The sequence below is a fragment of the Aidingimonas lacisalsi genome (assembly GCF_008079445.1).
Lineage (GTDB): Bacteria > Pseudomonadota > Gammaproteobacteria > Pseudomonadales > Halomonadaceae > Aidingimonas > Aidingimonas lacisalsi.
Genome location: NZ_VRYH01000014.1, coordinates 26,253 through 39,497, shown reverse-complemented (window position 1 = coordinate 39,497; position 13,245 = coordinate 26,253). Strand labels below are relative to the sequence as shown.

Here is a 13,245-nt window from a genome sequence, read left to right as displayed (position 1 = left end):
TTCCCATTTCAGCGAGCAAGCCATGTAGCTCGTTGCCCAGTGCCGTGCGGTTGGCGATCGCTCGGGAACGCACGCGATGCATGGCTTGCAGCGCCTGCTGAGGCTGCGTCTTGGGGGCGACCCGAGGCGTGGCCTCGCGAGCCGCCGCCTCAGCGATGCCTCGGGCATCCCGAGCATCGTTCTTGTGTCCTAGCACGAAGGGCTTCACGTACTGAGGAGGAATCAACTGCACCTCGTGCCCCAGCGCCCGGACCTCCCTGGCCCAGTAATGAGCGCCGCCACAAGCCTCCAGGGCGACGACGCAGCGGGGCAGTTGGGCCAGCGTCGTACGTAACGCCAATCGAGATACCTTCTTGCTGAACACTTCCCGCCCCTTGTGATCGACCCCGTGAAGATGAAAAACATGCTTGGCGAGATCAATGCCGACGATGCTAATGTTATTCATGGATGGACCCTCTCTTCGAGATGCCGTGTGGTGCCCCATGCACCCGCAGATGGCGTGAATCTTCATCTTGGCACATGGAGGGACGGGTCCATCCCATTTCCTACAACCCCTTCATCACGGCATTCCACCGGCACTGGTTGTGGTAGGAGCGACTTCAGTCGCGATGGCGCCTCGGGCGCCCGGCGGTGGCACAGGGCAGGGCTCACGCCCTGCATCGCAGTTGAAACCGCTCCTACAACCCCCTATCCCCGACATTCCATCGGCACAGGTTGTCGTAGGAGCGACTTCAGTCGCGATAGCGCCGTAGGAGCTCGGTGGTGTCACCAACGGCAGAGCTCAACGCATGACTAAAGCCTGCCAAGTCAGTACTGCGGGTGTCGCCGGTCATGGGCAACACCCCTTTCTGCTGAAGGGTCAGGAAATCATCATCGGCGATATTCTCGCCTAGAAAATCCAGGAAGGCCCTAACCGCAAGCAGCAGACCTCTGCGTGACAGCTGGCATGGCTAGACCGAGATTTCTGCCTAGCCATGCACAACTGCAGACATCATAACGTCATGGCAGCAATCCAGCCGAAGGCGATCAACGGAATGTTGTAGTGCAGGAAGGTCGGCACTACGCTATCCCAGATGTGATCGTGCTGACCATCGGCGTTGAGACCGGCGGTCGGGCCGAGTGTCGAGTCCGAGGCTGGGGAGCCCGCATCACCCAATGCCGCGGCGGTACCTACCAGGGCCACGGTCGCCATGGGGGAAAAGCCGAAGTTCAGTGCCAGGGGCACATACAGTGAGGCGATAATGGGAATGGTCGAGAAGGATGAGCCGATCCCCATGGTGATGAAGAGGCCCACCAGCAACATGATCAGCGCCGCCAGCCCTTGGCTGTCTCCGATCAGCGTCGTGGAACTCTCCACGAGGGTTTCCACCTGACCGCTCTCCTGCATCACGCTGGCAAAGCCGGCGGCGGTGATCATGATGAAGCCGACCAGCGTCATCATTCGCATTCCCTCGGTAAAAATACCGTCCTGCTCGCGCCACCGAAATACGCCGCTGACAGAGAGCAGGGCAAATCCGAAGATCCCACCGAGAACCATGGAGTCGGTCAGCAATTGGACGGTCACCGTGCCGACGAGAGCGGCCGCCAGAATCCATTTCTGCCAGAGCGCCAGGTGTTGTGCCGCTTCGCTAGGCGTTTCATCACCGTGGGCCAGATACCGGTCTTGATAGCGGCGTGGTTTGCGATAGCTCCAGATGGCGGCGACTACAAGACCCAGAGCCATGCCAGAGATCGGTATGATCATCGCCATTGGGACCATTCCGGGGCTGATCTCCAGGCCGAGTTCCGCACCACTCTCGTTGAGGTTAGCGAGCAGGATGTCATTAAGGAAAATGGCACCGAACCCCACGGGTAACAGCATATAGGGAGCCGTGATTCCAAAAGTGATCACGCAGGCTGCCAGGCGTCGATCCAACTGCAAATGATTCATCAGTTTGAGTAGCGGTGGGACGAGTACCGGGATGAAGGCGATGTGGACCGGAATCAGGTTCTGTGAACTGATCGCCGCAGCAAGCAGCGCGCCCAGTAACGTCAACGTAATCAGCCGACGTCCTTTGTCCGCCTCATCCAACTGAAAGCGTTGAATGGCCTTGTTGGCGAGAAGTTCGGTGATACCCGAGCGGGAGAGCGCGACGGCAAATGCCCCGAGAACGGCGTAAGACAGCGCGATGGTGGCGCCATTGCCAAGTCCATCATTGAAGGCCTCGAGAATGTCGTTCAATGGCATACCGGCGTAGAGACCGCCGACTAATGTCGCGACGATGAGGGCAAAAACCACGGATACGCGGGCAAGACTAAGGGAGACCATGACGAGAATGGCCAGGACTATCGCATTCATGAAACATCTCTTGTCGTTGGTGGAGAATGCTAGGTGATATCCCCACGGGCATCGCCCGCGGGGCGGCGCTTAGTGGTCACTGGGCATCAGTCCCTCTGGGACTAAGTCGCTCAGCGTCCGCGAGGCAAGTAATGCGGTAGCGGCTTCTATATCCGGGTTGAAGAAGCGGTCCCGGTCATAGTAGGCGACCTGTTCGCGCAGGGTTCTGCGCGCCTTTTCCAGTGAGTCGGTGGTCATGAGACCATCGCGGAAATCCAGTCCCTGGCAGGCGGCAAGCCACTCGATGGCCAGGGTGCCGCGGACATTGTCGGCCATCTCCCATAAACGCTTGCCGGCGGCTGGGGCCATGGAGACATGGTCTTCCTGGTTGGCCGAGGTCGGCAGGCTGTCGACGCTGTGGGGATGGGCCAATGCCTTATTCTCGCTGGTCAATGCCGCCGCGGTGACTTGCGCAATCATGAACCCTGAGTTGACCCCGCCGTTTTCCACCAGGAAAGGCGGGAGTTGGGACATATGCTTGTCCATCATCAATGAGACGCGACGCTCGGTCAGAGAACCGATCTCGGCAATGGCGAGCGCCAGGTTGTCAGCGGCCATGGCCACCGGTTCCGCGTGGAAGTTGCCACCGGAGATGACATCCCCCTCTTCAGCAAAGACCAAGGGATTGTCGGAAACAGCGTTGATCTCGATGGCCAGCACCTCGGCGGCTTGGCGAATCTGAGTCAGGGCGGCGCCCATCACCTGGGGCTGACAGCGCAACGAGTAGGGGTCCTGGACCTTGCCGCAGTCGATATGAGAATCGCTTACCTGACTTCGCTCACCGAGCAGATGCCGGTAGCCTGCTGCGGCATCGATCTGACCGCGTTGGCCCCTTATGTCATGAATACGAGCGTCGAAAGGCGCCCGGGAGCTGAGTGTAGCCTCTACGGTTAGCGAGCCGCAGACGGTAGCCGCGGCGTAGAGGTCTTCCGCCTCGAACAGCCCGCGCAGGGCATAGGCGGTGGAGACCTGAGTGCCGTTGAGCAATGCCAGCCCCTCCTTGGGTGCCAGCGACAGGGGGGCTAATCCAGCCACTTCCAGGGCCTCCCGGGCAGAAAGCCATTCGCCCTTGTGCCTGGCCTGTCCTTCGCCCAAAAGCACCACGCTCATGTGGGCGAGTGGCGCGAGATCGCCTGAAGCACCCACCGATCCCTTGAGGGGGATCCGCGGATAGACACCGGCGTTGATTAGCGCGATCAGGGCATCCAGTATCTCGCGTCGGATACCGGAGAAACCGCGCGCGAGGCTGTTGACCTTGAGTACCATGATCAGACGTACCAGATCGTCGTCCATGGCCGCGCCGACACCCGTGGCGTGAGACAGCACCAGCGAGCGTTGCAGATCCTCGAGCTGGTCCTTCTCGATGCGGGTCTGGGCGAGCAGGCCGAAGCCGGTATTGATGCCGTAGACGGTGCGGTCTTCTGCGATCACACGGTTTACGCAGTCGACGGCCTTGGTGATATCGGCGTCGGCACTTGTGGGCAGGCTGACCGGCACATGGGCCTGGTAAACCTGGCGTGCCTGCGCCAGTGTCATCTGGCCGGGCTGAATCTCGAGATGGGTCATTGGGCAGTCTCCTCTTGGTTGTCCAGCATCGGTAGATCGAGGCCGTTCTCACGAGCGCATTGCTTGGCAATCTCGTAGCCGGCATCGGCGTGGCGCATTACCCCGGTACCCGGGTCGTTGCGCAATACCCGACCCAATCGGGTGTGGGCGTCATCACTGCCGTCGCAGACGATCACTACTCCGGCGTGCTGGGAGTAGCCCATACCCACGCCACCGCCGTGGTGCAGTGACACCCAGGTGGCTCCGCCGGCAGTGTTGAGTAGGGCGTTGAGCAGCGCCCAGTCGGAAACCGCGTCCGAGCCGTCCATCATTGACTCGGTCTCACGGTTGGGGCTGGCCACCGAGCCGGAGTCCAGGTGATCGCGACCGATGACGACAGGTGCCTTGAGTTCGCCGCTACGCACCATCTCGTTGAAGGCCTGGCCCAGGCGGGCGCGGTCCTTGAGGCCCACCCAACAGATCCTGGCGGGGAGCCCTTGGAATGAAATCCGCTCCTGGGCCATATCCAGCCAGTTGTGCAGGTGCGGATCATCGGGGATCAGCTCCTTGACCTTCTGGTCGGTCTTGTAGATGTCCTCCGGGTCGCCGGACAGCGCCGCCCAGCGGAACGGGCCGATGCCTTGGCAGAACAACGGGCGAATATAGGCCGGTACGAAGCCGGGGAAGTCGAAGGCATTGTCGATGCCCTCTTCCATCGCCATCTGGCGGATGTTGTTGCCGTAGTCGAAGGTGGGCACGCCCATCGTCTGGAAGTCGAGCATGGCTTGAACGTGTACGGCCATGGAACGCTTGGCGGCCATGACCACCGCTTCGGGATCGCGCTGACCGCGTTCCACATACGCCGCCCAGGTCCAGCCGGACGGCAGGTAGCCGTTCAGCGGGTCGTGGGCGCTGGTCTGGTCGGTGACCATGTCCGGCTTCACCCCACGGCTCACGAGTTCGGGCAGGATATCGGCAGCATTGGCGCACAAGCCGATGGAGACCGCCTTGCCCTCGGCGGTATAGCGCTGGATACGGGTCAGGGCATCGTCGAGGTCGTCGGCCTGCTCGTCCAGGTAGCGAGTGCGCAGGCGGAAGTCGAGACGTGACTGCTGGCACTCGATATTCAGGGAGCAGGCACCGGCCAGGGTGGCGGCCAGCGGCTGAGCGCCACCCATGCCGCCCAGGCCGGCGGTAAGGATCCAGCGCCCCTTGAGCTCGCCGTCGTAGTGCTGGCGGCCCGCTTCGACGAACGTCTCGTAGGTCCCCTGAACGATGCCCTGCGAACCGATGTAGATCCACGAGCCGGCAGTCATTTGGCCATACATCATCAGGCCTTTGCGATCGAGCTCGTTGAAGTGCTCCCAATTGGCCCAGGCCGGCACCAGATTGGAGTTGGCGATCAGCACCCGCGGGGCATCCTTGTGAGTCTCGAACACACCCACCGGCTTGCCGGATTGGACCAGCAGAGTCTGGGTTTCCTCCAGGCGCTGGAGAGTCTCGACGATCGTATCAAAGCTCTCCCAGTCGCGGGCGGCGCGACCGATGCCACCATAGACCACCAGGTCTTCGGGGCGCTCGGCGACATCCGGGTGCAGGTTGTTCATCAGCATGCGCAGGGGCGCTTCGGTGAGCCAACTCTTGCAACTGCGCTCGGTGCCGGTAGGCGCGGCGATGTGGCGGGAGGGGTCGTGGCGGCCGGCGCTCCGGCGCTTGTCGATGTGTGACATCTTGGAGTTCCTCGCAAAGAGCATGTCGGTTAAAGAGTTGAAGGCGGGGCGGCCGCTTCAGCCATTCAGCGTCAGAAGATGGACGAGCCGGGCTGCGGCCCTGGCGGTACGGTTGTCCAGGTCGAAATCAGGGTTCAGCTCGGCCAGGTCTGCCAGGCGCAACTTGCCACTGTCGCGGATCACCTCGATCAGGGGCTCGAGCAGTGCCTGGGACACGCCGCGGGCGGCGGGGGCGCTAACGCCCGGGGCCTCAGCGGCCGGCAGGACATCGAGATCGATGGTCAGGTAGACGTGATCGCAGTGGACGATAAAACGCTCCAGGTCGCGCTGGATCGCGTCGAGGCGATAAGCACCGAACTCGCGGTCCTCGCGGACGAGCACGTTGAGTTGCTCGGCGCGCTGGAACAACGCCTGAGTGTTGGCGGCGCGACTCACGCCCAGGCAAGCGTAGCGGAATGGCCAGCCACGCCGTATACAGTCGTCGGCGATCTGGGCGAAGGGCGTGCCCGAAGAGTGCACATGCCGGGGATCGCGCAGATCGAAGTGGGCATCCAGATTGATGATACCGATCCGCGGGGAGGTCTCCCGGTCCGTCAGATGCCGGGCAAGTCCACTCCAGCTGGCATAGGCGATTTCGTGGCCGCCGCCCAGAACGATAGGTAGGTGGCCGGCATCGAGCAGTGGGGCGAGGCGATCGGCAAGTGCTTGCTGAGCCGCCTCCATGGCATCGCCCTCGCAACGCACGTCGCCGGAATCGTAGACCGACCCATGTCGGTGCCAGGCCAGTGGTGCAAGGGCCCGGCGTAGCGCGGCAGGGCCGCCGGCGGCACCGGTACGGCCCTGATTACGCGCCACGCCGGCATCGCAAGCGAACCCCAATAGCGCACAGCCGGGGGTCGCCCCTTGGGTCAGCGGCTGAATCCTCTGATGCCAGCGATCGCTACCGGGCTCCGGGTCGGTACGCCCCTGCCAGAGCGACATGTCGATGGCATTGTCGAGTGGCATCTTAGCGGGCATGGGTGAGCTCCCCCCCGAACAGGCGCTGGCGTAGGCGGCCGGGTTGGACCGCGTAGGCGAGTGCCGCCGGGCTGTCGATGTCCCAGATGCACAGATCGGCGTCAGCACCTTCCCGAATTCGCCCCTGACCGTTGAGCCCAAGCGCAGTGGCGCCGTGGGCGGTCATCCCGGCCAATGCCTCCTGGGGGGTCAGACGGAACAGGGTACAGGCCATATTGAGCATTAAGGTGGGCATGAACAGCGGCGAACTGCCCGGATTGGCATCGGTGGCCACCGCCATGGGTACGCCGGCCTCGCGCAGCGATGCGACGGGGGGCTGCTGTGTCTCGCGCAGGGTATGGAAGGCGCCCGGGAGGATGACAGCGACGCTGCCGGCCTCACGCATGGCTTTCACACCGGCCTCGTCGAGGTATTCGATATGGTCGGCGGACAGGGCACCATGACGCGCCGCCATGGCACTACCCCCCAGGTTGGAGAGCTGCTCGGCATGGGCCTTGATGGGCAGGCCATGGACCTTGGCAGCCTCAAAGACGCGTTCGCATTGGGCCACCGAGAAGGCGATCTTCTCGCAGAAGACGTCCACTGCATCGGCCAGTCCGTCGGCTGCAGCGGCCGGGATCATCTCCTCGCAAACCAAGGCGATGTAATCGTCGCTGTTGTCCAGGTACTCCGGTGGCAGGGCGTGGGCACCCAGCAGCGTCGTTACCACACGCACGGGGAGCGCTTCTCCGAGTCGGCGCGCCACACGCAGCATCTTGAGCTCATCATCCACCGTGAGGCCATAGCCGGACTTGATCTCTACCGTCGTCACGCCATCGTCGATCAGCGCCTCGAGTCGGGGACGGGCTCGCGCGAATAGCTCCTCCTCGCTGGCCTCGCGGGTGGCGCGTACGGTGCTGAGGATGCCGCCGCCACGACGTGCGATCTCTTCATAACCGGCACCCTCCAAACGAGCCTCGAATTCGTCTGCCCGTTCACCGCCGAATACCAGGTGAGTGTGACAGTCGACCAGGCCGGGAGTCATAACGCCGCCTTGGCCCATATCCATGCAGTCTTCGCCCTGGCTCGCATCCCAGTCACGCATCGACGTCAAGGAAACGATCCGAGTCCCCTCGGTGATCACTGCCTTGGGCTCGGTCAGGGTGCATAGGCCATCGAAAACGGTGACATCACGCCACAGGCAACGCTTGGGAGTCGTGTTCGACATGGAGGGCTCCTCCGGGGAAACTTAATGTATATACAATTAAGGCAAGTCGTCATGACCGCGTCAAGGCAGAGACACTCAGGTTCGTTTGATAGCGATGCTCGATGAAAACCCGGGAGGAGAGTTAAATATATTAAAAAACAATAAGATATATAGTTTTGTGGCGAACGGTGGTGGTAAGCGGACATTCGATTATTAGACCAATGTCTAGCCCTCGTCGCTAGGTGAGCCGCGCACGATCGCTTACTTTATTGTATATACATATCGAGACTGAAAAGCCTGTTCGATTCAATCACCGCACGACAAGAGGCGTGTTCATGAATACCCCGGACTCTCCTGCAAGGCAGCGGCATGGTGCTGCGACGCTTGTGAAACTGTTCCTGCCCAGCCTCCTGGGCATCCTGATATTCTTCGTGCCAATCGATATCGGTGGCGAAACCACCATCCTGCTAGACCATATGGTGACCGGTGCGCGTAATCTGCTGGGTCATGCCAGTGGGCTGTATGCGCTGACGTTGATCGTGGCCGGCGCCGCCTATCCGGTTATCCGGGGCTATTGGAACCACAGTCTCACTGAACGCATTTTCACCGTACTCAAGGTAGGTGGCGTCGCCGCGGCGCTGATGGCCTTGACCGGTTGGGGGCCAGCCTTCCTGCATGAGCCGGACATGTTGCCTTTCCTGTTTGATAAGCTGGTGATCCCGGTGGGATTGATCGTACCGATCGGTGCCATCTTCCTGGCGCTGCTGATCAGCTATGGTTTGCTGGAATTGATCGGCGTGCTGGTACAGCCGGTAATGCGGCCAATCTGGCGCACCCCGGGGCGATCGGCCATCGATGCGGTGGCCTCCTTTGTGGGCAGCTACTCCATTGGGTTGCTGATCACCAACCGGGTCTATCAGGCCGGCCAGTATTCGGCGCGGGAGGCGGCCATCATCGCTACCGGCTTTTCCACGGTCTCCGCCACCTTCATGATTATCGTGGCGAGAACCCTCGACTTGATGAGCGTGTGGAACCTCTACTTCTGGCTGACCCTGCTGATCACTTTCATCGTCACCGCGATAACCGTGCGCCTGCCACCACTCTCGCGGATGGACAACAGCGCTGCGGATGGCGAGCCGGAGGTGGCGCCCGGCAAACGCTTCACCACCGCCTGGCACACCGGCCTGGAAATCGCCGCCCAGGCTCCCGGTCTGCACCGCAGCGTCGCGTTCAACTTCAAGGAAGGACTGGTGATGGCCATCAGCATCCTGCCATCGATCATGTCTGTTGGCTTGATTGGCCTGTTAGCCGCCAAGTACACGCCGCTATTCGAATGGCTCGGCTGGCTTTTTTACCCCTTTGTGGCAATCTGGGGGCTGGGTGATGCTGCGGCGCTGGCTCAGGCATCTGCCTCGGGGCTTGCTGAGATGTTCCTTCCGGCCCTGCTGATGGCAGACGCCGAGTTCGCAGCGCGCTTCGCCGCCGGTGTCGTTTCGGTTTCCGCAGTGCTGTTTTTCTCGGCTTCGATTCCCTGCATTCTCTCCACCAGTATTCCCCTCTCCGTGGGACGTATGTTGTTAGTGTGGTTCATTCGGGTCGCTCTGAGCCTGCTGCTGGCCGTGCCGACCGGCTATCTGGTTCAGACCCTGGCAGGCTGATCTCGCCAATACCCAGTCAAGCGTGAAAGCCTCCTGGGAGGTTTGGTCTCGCCGCTCATGCTTTAGCGTCTTGTCAGGCTAGGCGTCTGGCCGATGCACCGATGAGCGGAGTTTGTAACGATCTCCCGGATGAATCAGCCGCGCATAGCTGATCAACTGCTCACCTGACCAGGTGCGCCGGATCATGCTCAGGCAGGGTGTCGTGGTATCGATAGCGAGCCATTCCGCCGTTTCTGCATCCACCAGTAGGGCTTCAACGATGTGTTCAATGTCGCTGATGGGGCAGGCAGCGACCAAGACTTCATTGGGTGTTTGTCGATTGAAGTCGGTTTCCAGATAACCCGGTACCCAACGTGGGTTGACGTAGCGATTCTCTAACTGGATGGGGGTGTCATTCTCGTAGTGAACCAAACATGTATGGAACACTTGGCTGCCTAGCCGGACGCCGAGACGTAATGCGATTTCATCATCCGCCGCGATGACCTCTCGGGTCAGTACGTCATTGTGATAGTCATGCCCCCTGGAACGGACCTCATCGGCAATATTATGGACATCGAGTAGTGGAGACTCTGCCTTGCGGTCAGTGACAAAGGTTCCAAGCCCGGCTTGCCGAGTTAGATAACCTTGCTGCACGAGGTCACGGATCGCCTTGTTAGCGGTCATTCGACTGACGCCGAAATCCTTGGCCAACTGCTCCTCAACAGGGATCTGATGATTTGCCGGCCATTCACCGCTTTGTATCTTCTCCAGCAGGTGATGCTGAATCTGGAGGTAGCGTGGGAGGGGCGTGGCCATGTCCGGGGGGTCCTTTTGCTAAAATGTCTATACAAAATAGTCTATCTGGCATGTGCCCCGGTTGCAGCCATAGGCATGGCGAATGTTGATATTAGGCAGGAGGGCGCTTGCAGGTCACATTGTGTTTGTGCTCAGTCCGCCTGAGGTGCCACCAAGGCAGGGCAAGCGCCCCACATCGCGGTTGAAACCGCTCCTACAACCCCTTCATCACGGCATTCTATCGGCACTGGTTGTCGTAGGAGCGACTTCAGTCGCGATAAGAGGCTCTAATTTGATGTAACTGCTGTAGCAGTACCGGTACGGTTGGTCACCGAACATGAAGCGCCTCACGCTCAATGAAAGGCCTTAGCTCGGGATACAACGAGATTCTACACATCAGCTATGTCCTAGACGCAGTTTATACATCTTGATATAGCTCTCTTTCGAAGGTTGGATATGCTGACGGCAAAGTTCACGAAGCCGCTGACGATCCTGCTGCTCTATCGCTTCGATCATAGCAATATGCTCGTCCCTTGCTTTTTTCAGGCTTTCCAGATCAGTGATTGCAGCAAAACGGATCGCATGTGTCTTCTGAGCGAATTCATTGATAGTTTCAGATAGGTAGGCATTACCGCTAGCGGCGAACAGTACCTGATGGAAGGCAATGTTCAGACGGAAGATGCTGCGTATATCCAACTGTTCCACTGCTGCGGTATGTTGACGCTGAATGTCTCGTAATTTCTCGAGTAGCCCCTCGGGAGCCGGCAAGGGCAGGGCTTCGATACCAGCGACCTCGAGCAGTTCACGTATGGCATAGAGGTCTTCCACTTCCTCTGGTGTATAGACCTTGACGAAGGCGCCGCGATTCTTGATGCGTTCGACGAGCCCGATGGTCTCAAGCTGGAAAAGCGCCTGTCGCACGATGTGGCGTTTGCCGTTGAAGCGTTCCATCAGGTCTTCTTCCACCAGGCGCTCACGAGGGTTGAGTCTCCCGAGAACGATGTCCTCTTCCACAGCGGCGACGATCTCCTCGACGCCGAGGGGTTCCATGGGAACGCTAGGTTCGTTGCGTTGAGGCTTTGCCATGTGAGTGTATCCTGACCAGGTTGCGGTGCTGGAATCGACCGGAGTATGGGGTTTCCCGGCTCACGGAATCAATTCCTGTCATGGTATCAGGGGTTGTCGCCGAACTGTATCAACGCCGCGGCACCCGGCGCGTCGGCGCTTGTCGGCAATAACGGAAATCGCAGCCTTCCTCTGCTTGAAGTATTTGCTCCATGAACAGCTTTTGATAGCCACTCTGCCCTGTGGCGGAGGGGGATGGCGGCAATTGTTCCCGGCGCCGCGCCAGTTGCTCGTCGTCGACCTCGAGCTCCAACCGCCGACCGGTGACGTCGAGGCGAATGATGTCGCCGGTTCTGACCAAGGCCAATGGTCCACCGTCGGCGGCTTCAGGTGAGACGTGTAGCACGATAGTACCAGCGGCAGTACCGCTCATGCGGCCATCGGAGATACGTACCATGTCCTTCACACCTTGCGAGGCGAGCTTCTTGGGAATCGGGATGTAGCCTGCCTCGGGCATTCCCGGAGCCCCCTTGGGGCCAATGTTCTGCAGCACCAGTATGTCATCGGCATTGACATCTAGATTCGGGTCGTCGATGCGTTTTGCCAAGTCTTCCATCGAGGCGAACACCACGGCACGGCCGCTGTGCCTCATCAAATCTCGCGAGGCTGCGGACTGTTTGATGATAGCGCCGTGCGGTGCGAGGTTACCGTTCAATACGGCCATCCCACCCTGGGCGTAGATCGGGTCGGTGCTGGGACGAACCACTTGCTGATTGATGATGCGCACCGAGGTATCGAGATTCTCGCCGAGGGTCCGACCGTTGATGGTTGGGGTATCGAGATTGAGTAACGGGCGCAGTTCATGCAACACCGCTGCCAGACCGCCTGCCTGGTGGAGATGTTCCATGTAATGCTCGCCGGAAGGTTTGAGGTCGACCAGAACCGGTGTCTCGTTGCTCATGCGGTCGAAGGCCTCGAGATCCACATCGATTCCCAGACGACCGGCGATGGCGGTGAGGTGAATCAGCGCGTTGGTGGAACCGCCGATGGCTAGTAGAACACGCAAGGCATTTTCGAAGGCGGCTTCGGTCATGATATCGGACGGCGCGATACGCGACCCGGCGATACGTACGGCTTCGCTACCCGTCTGTTCGGCGATGCGATGGCGGTCGGCATAGACCGCCGGTGCGGTAGCACTGTCGGGCAGCATCATGCCCATGGCTTCGGCAAGACAGGCCATGGTGCTGGCCGTACCCATCACCGAACAGGTACCCACAGTGGGCACCAACTTGTCATTGACCTCGACGATTTCCTGATCGTCGATCTCTTCACCGCGATACGCTGCCCAGTAGCGACGACAGTCGGTGCAGGCGCCGACTCGTGTGCCACGATGAGAGCCGCTGAGCATCGGGCCGGTGACCAGTTGGATGGCGGGCGTTCCGGCACTGGCGGCGGCCATCAGCTGGGCGGGCACGGTCTTATCGCAACCACCAATCAGCACTACCGCATCCATTGGCTGGGCTCGGATCATTTCTTCGGTATCCAGCGCCATGAGATTCCGCAGATACATGCTGGTTGGGTGGGAGAAGGACTCATGCAGCGAAATAGTAGGGAAGTCAATCGGCAAGCCGCCTGCCAGCATCACGCCGCGCTTTACACTCTCTACTAGCGCATCGACGTTGCCATGGCAGGCGTTGTATCCACTGAAAGTATTGGCAATCCCGATCACAGGCCGTGAGAGGGCATCGTCCGTATACCCCATCCCCTTGATAAAGGCCTTGCGGAGGAAAAGCGAAAACCCTTCATCGCCATAGTTGGTCAGACGCGTCGCCATACCGCTCTTATGATGCTTCTTGCTCATGGACTGCCTCCTTTTGTGGATCGCCGTCGTTG

Annotated in this window: 10 protein-coding genes; 1 reads left to right on the top strand and 9 read right to left on the bottom strand. The window is 60.3% G+C overall.

Features of this window, described 5'->3' with window-relative positions:
• From FVV99_RS17845 to hutI, 6 genes are all read right to left on the bottom strand, one after another.
• A partial coding sequence (locus FVV99_RS17845; RefSeq protein ID WP_161599046.1) for an IS110 family RNA-guided transposase occupies nucleotides 1-445 on the bottom strand: 445 nt, incomplete at its 3' end.
• Between the two features lie 546 nt (nucleotides 446-991).
• The gene (locus tag FVV99_RS17840) at nucleotides 992-2,338 is read right to left on the bottom strand and encodes a Na+/H+ antiporter family protein (RefSeq protein WP_148255474.1); all 1,347 of its coding nucleotides are present in this window, start codon (nucleotides 2,336-2,338) and stop codon (nucleotides 992-994) included.
• 69 nt (nucleotides 2,339-2,407) lie between these two features.
• Nucleotides 2,408-3,943, bottom strand: coding sequence for a histidine ammonia-lyase (gene hutH, locus FVV99_RS17835; protein ID WP_148255473.1), 1,536 nt, complete (start codon nucleotides 3,941-3,943; stop codon nucleotides 2,408-2,410).
• Entirely contained in the window at nucleotides 3,940-5,652 is a 1,713-nt protein-coding gene (hutU, locus tag FVV99_RS17830) for a urocanate hydratase (RefSeq protein ID WP_148255480.1), read from the bottom strand. The genes hutH and hutU overlap by 4 nt, the downstream gene beginning before the upstream one ends.
• A gap of 57 nt (nucleotides 5,653-5,709) precedes the next feature.
• Nucleotides 5,710-6,669, bottom strand: a complete 960-nt coding sequence (hutG, locus tag FVV99_RS17825) for a formimidoylglutamase (RefSeq protein WP_236645465.1) — start codon at nucleotides 6,667-6,669, stop codon at nucleotides 5,710-5,712.
• Entirely contained in the window at nucleotides 6,659-7,876 is a 1,218-nt protein-coding gene (gene hutI, locus FVV99_RS17820) for an imidazolonepropionase (protein ID WP_148255472.1), read from the bottom strand. The genes hutG and hutI overlap by 11 nt, the downstream gene beginning before the upstream one ends.
• Nucleotides 7,877-8,190: 314 nt before the next feature.
• Here hutI and FVV99_RS17815 point away from each other — a divergent pair, with 314 nt between their 5' ends.
• Nucleotides 8,191-9,513, top strand: coding sequence for a YjiH family protein (locus tag FVV99_RS17815; protein ID WP_148255471.1), 1,323 nt, complete (start codon nucleotides 8,191-8,193; stop codon nucleotides 9,511-9,513).
• A 78-nt stretch (nucleotides 9,514-9,591) separates the two neighbouring features.
• On the opposite strand, the gene hutC is transcribed toward FVV99_RS17815, so the two are convergent.
• From hutC to FVV99_RS17800, 3 genes are all read right to left on the bottom strand, one after another.
• Nucleotides 9,592-10,308: a histidine utilization repressor gene (gene hutC / locus FVV99_RS17810; RefSeq protein ID WP_148255470.1), complete on the bottom strand. Its 717-nt coding sequence runs from the start codon at nucleotides 10,306-10,308 to the stop codon at nucleotides 9,592-9,594.
• Nucleotides 10,309-10,683: 375 nt separating this feature from the next.
• On the bottom strand, nucleotides 10,684-11,373 hold the full coding sequence (locus FVV99_RS17805; protein WP_148255469.1) for a GntR family transcriptional regulator: 690 nt from the start codon (nucleotides 11,371-11,373) through the stop codon (nucleotides 10,684-10,686).
• Between the two features lie 109 nt (nucleotides 11,374-11,482).
• Nucleotides 11,483-13,213 (bottom strand): IlvD/Edd family dehydratase, encoded by a 1,731-nt coding sequence (locus tag FVV99_RS17800; RefSeq protein WP_148255468.1) that lies wholly within the window; start codon nucleotides 13,211-13,213, stop codon nucleotides 11,483-11,485.
• Nucleotides 13,214-13,245: the final 32 nt, after the last annotated feature.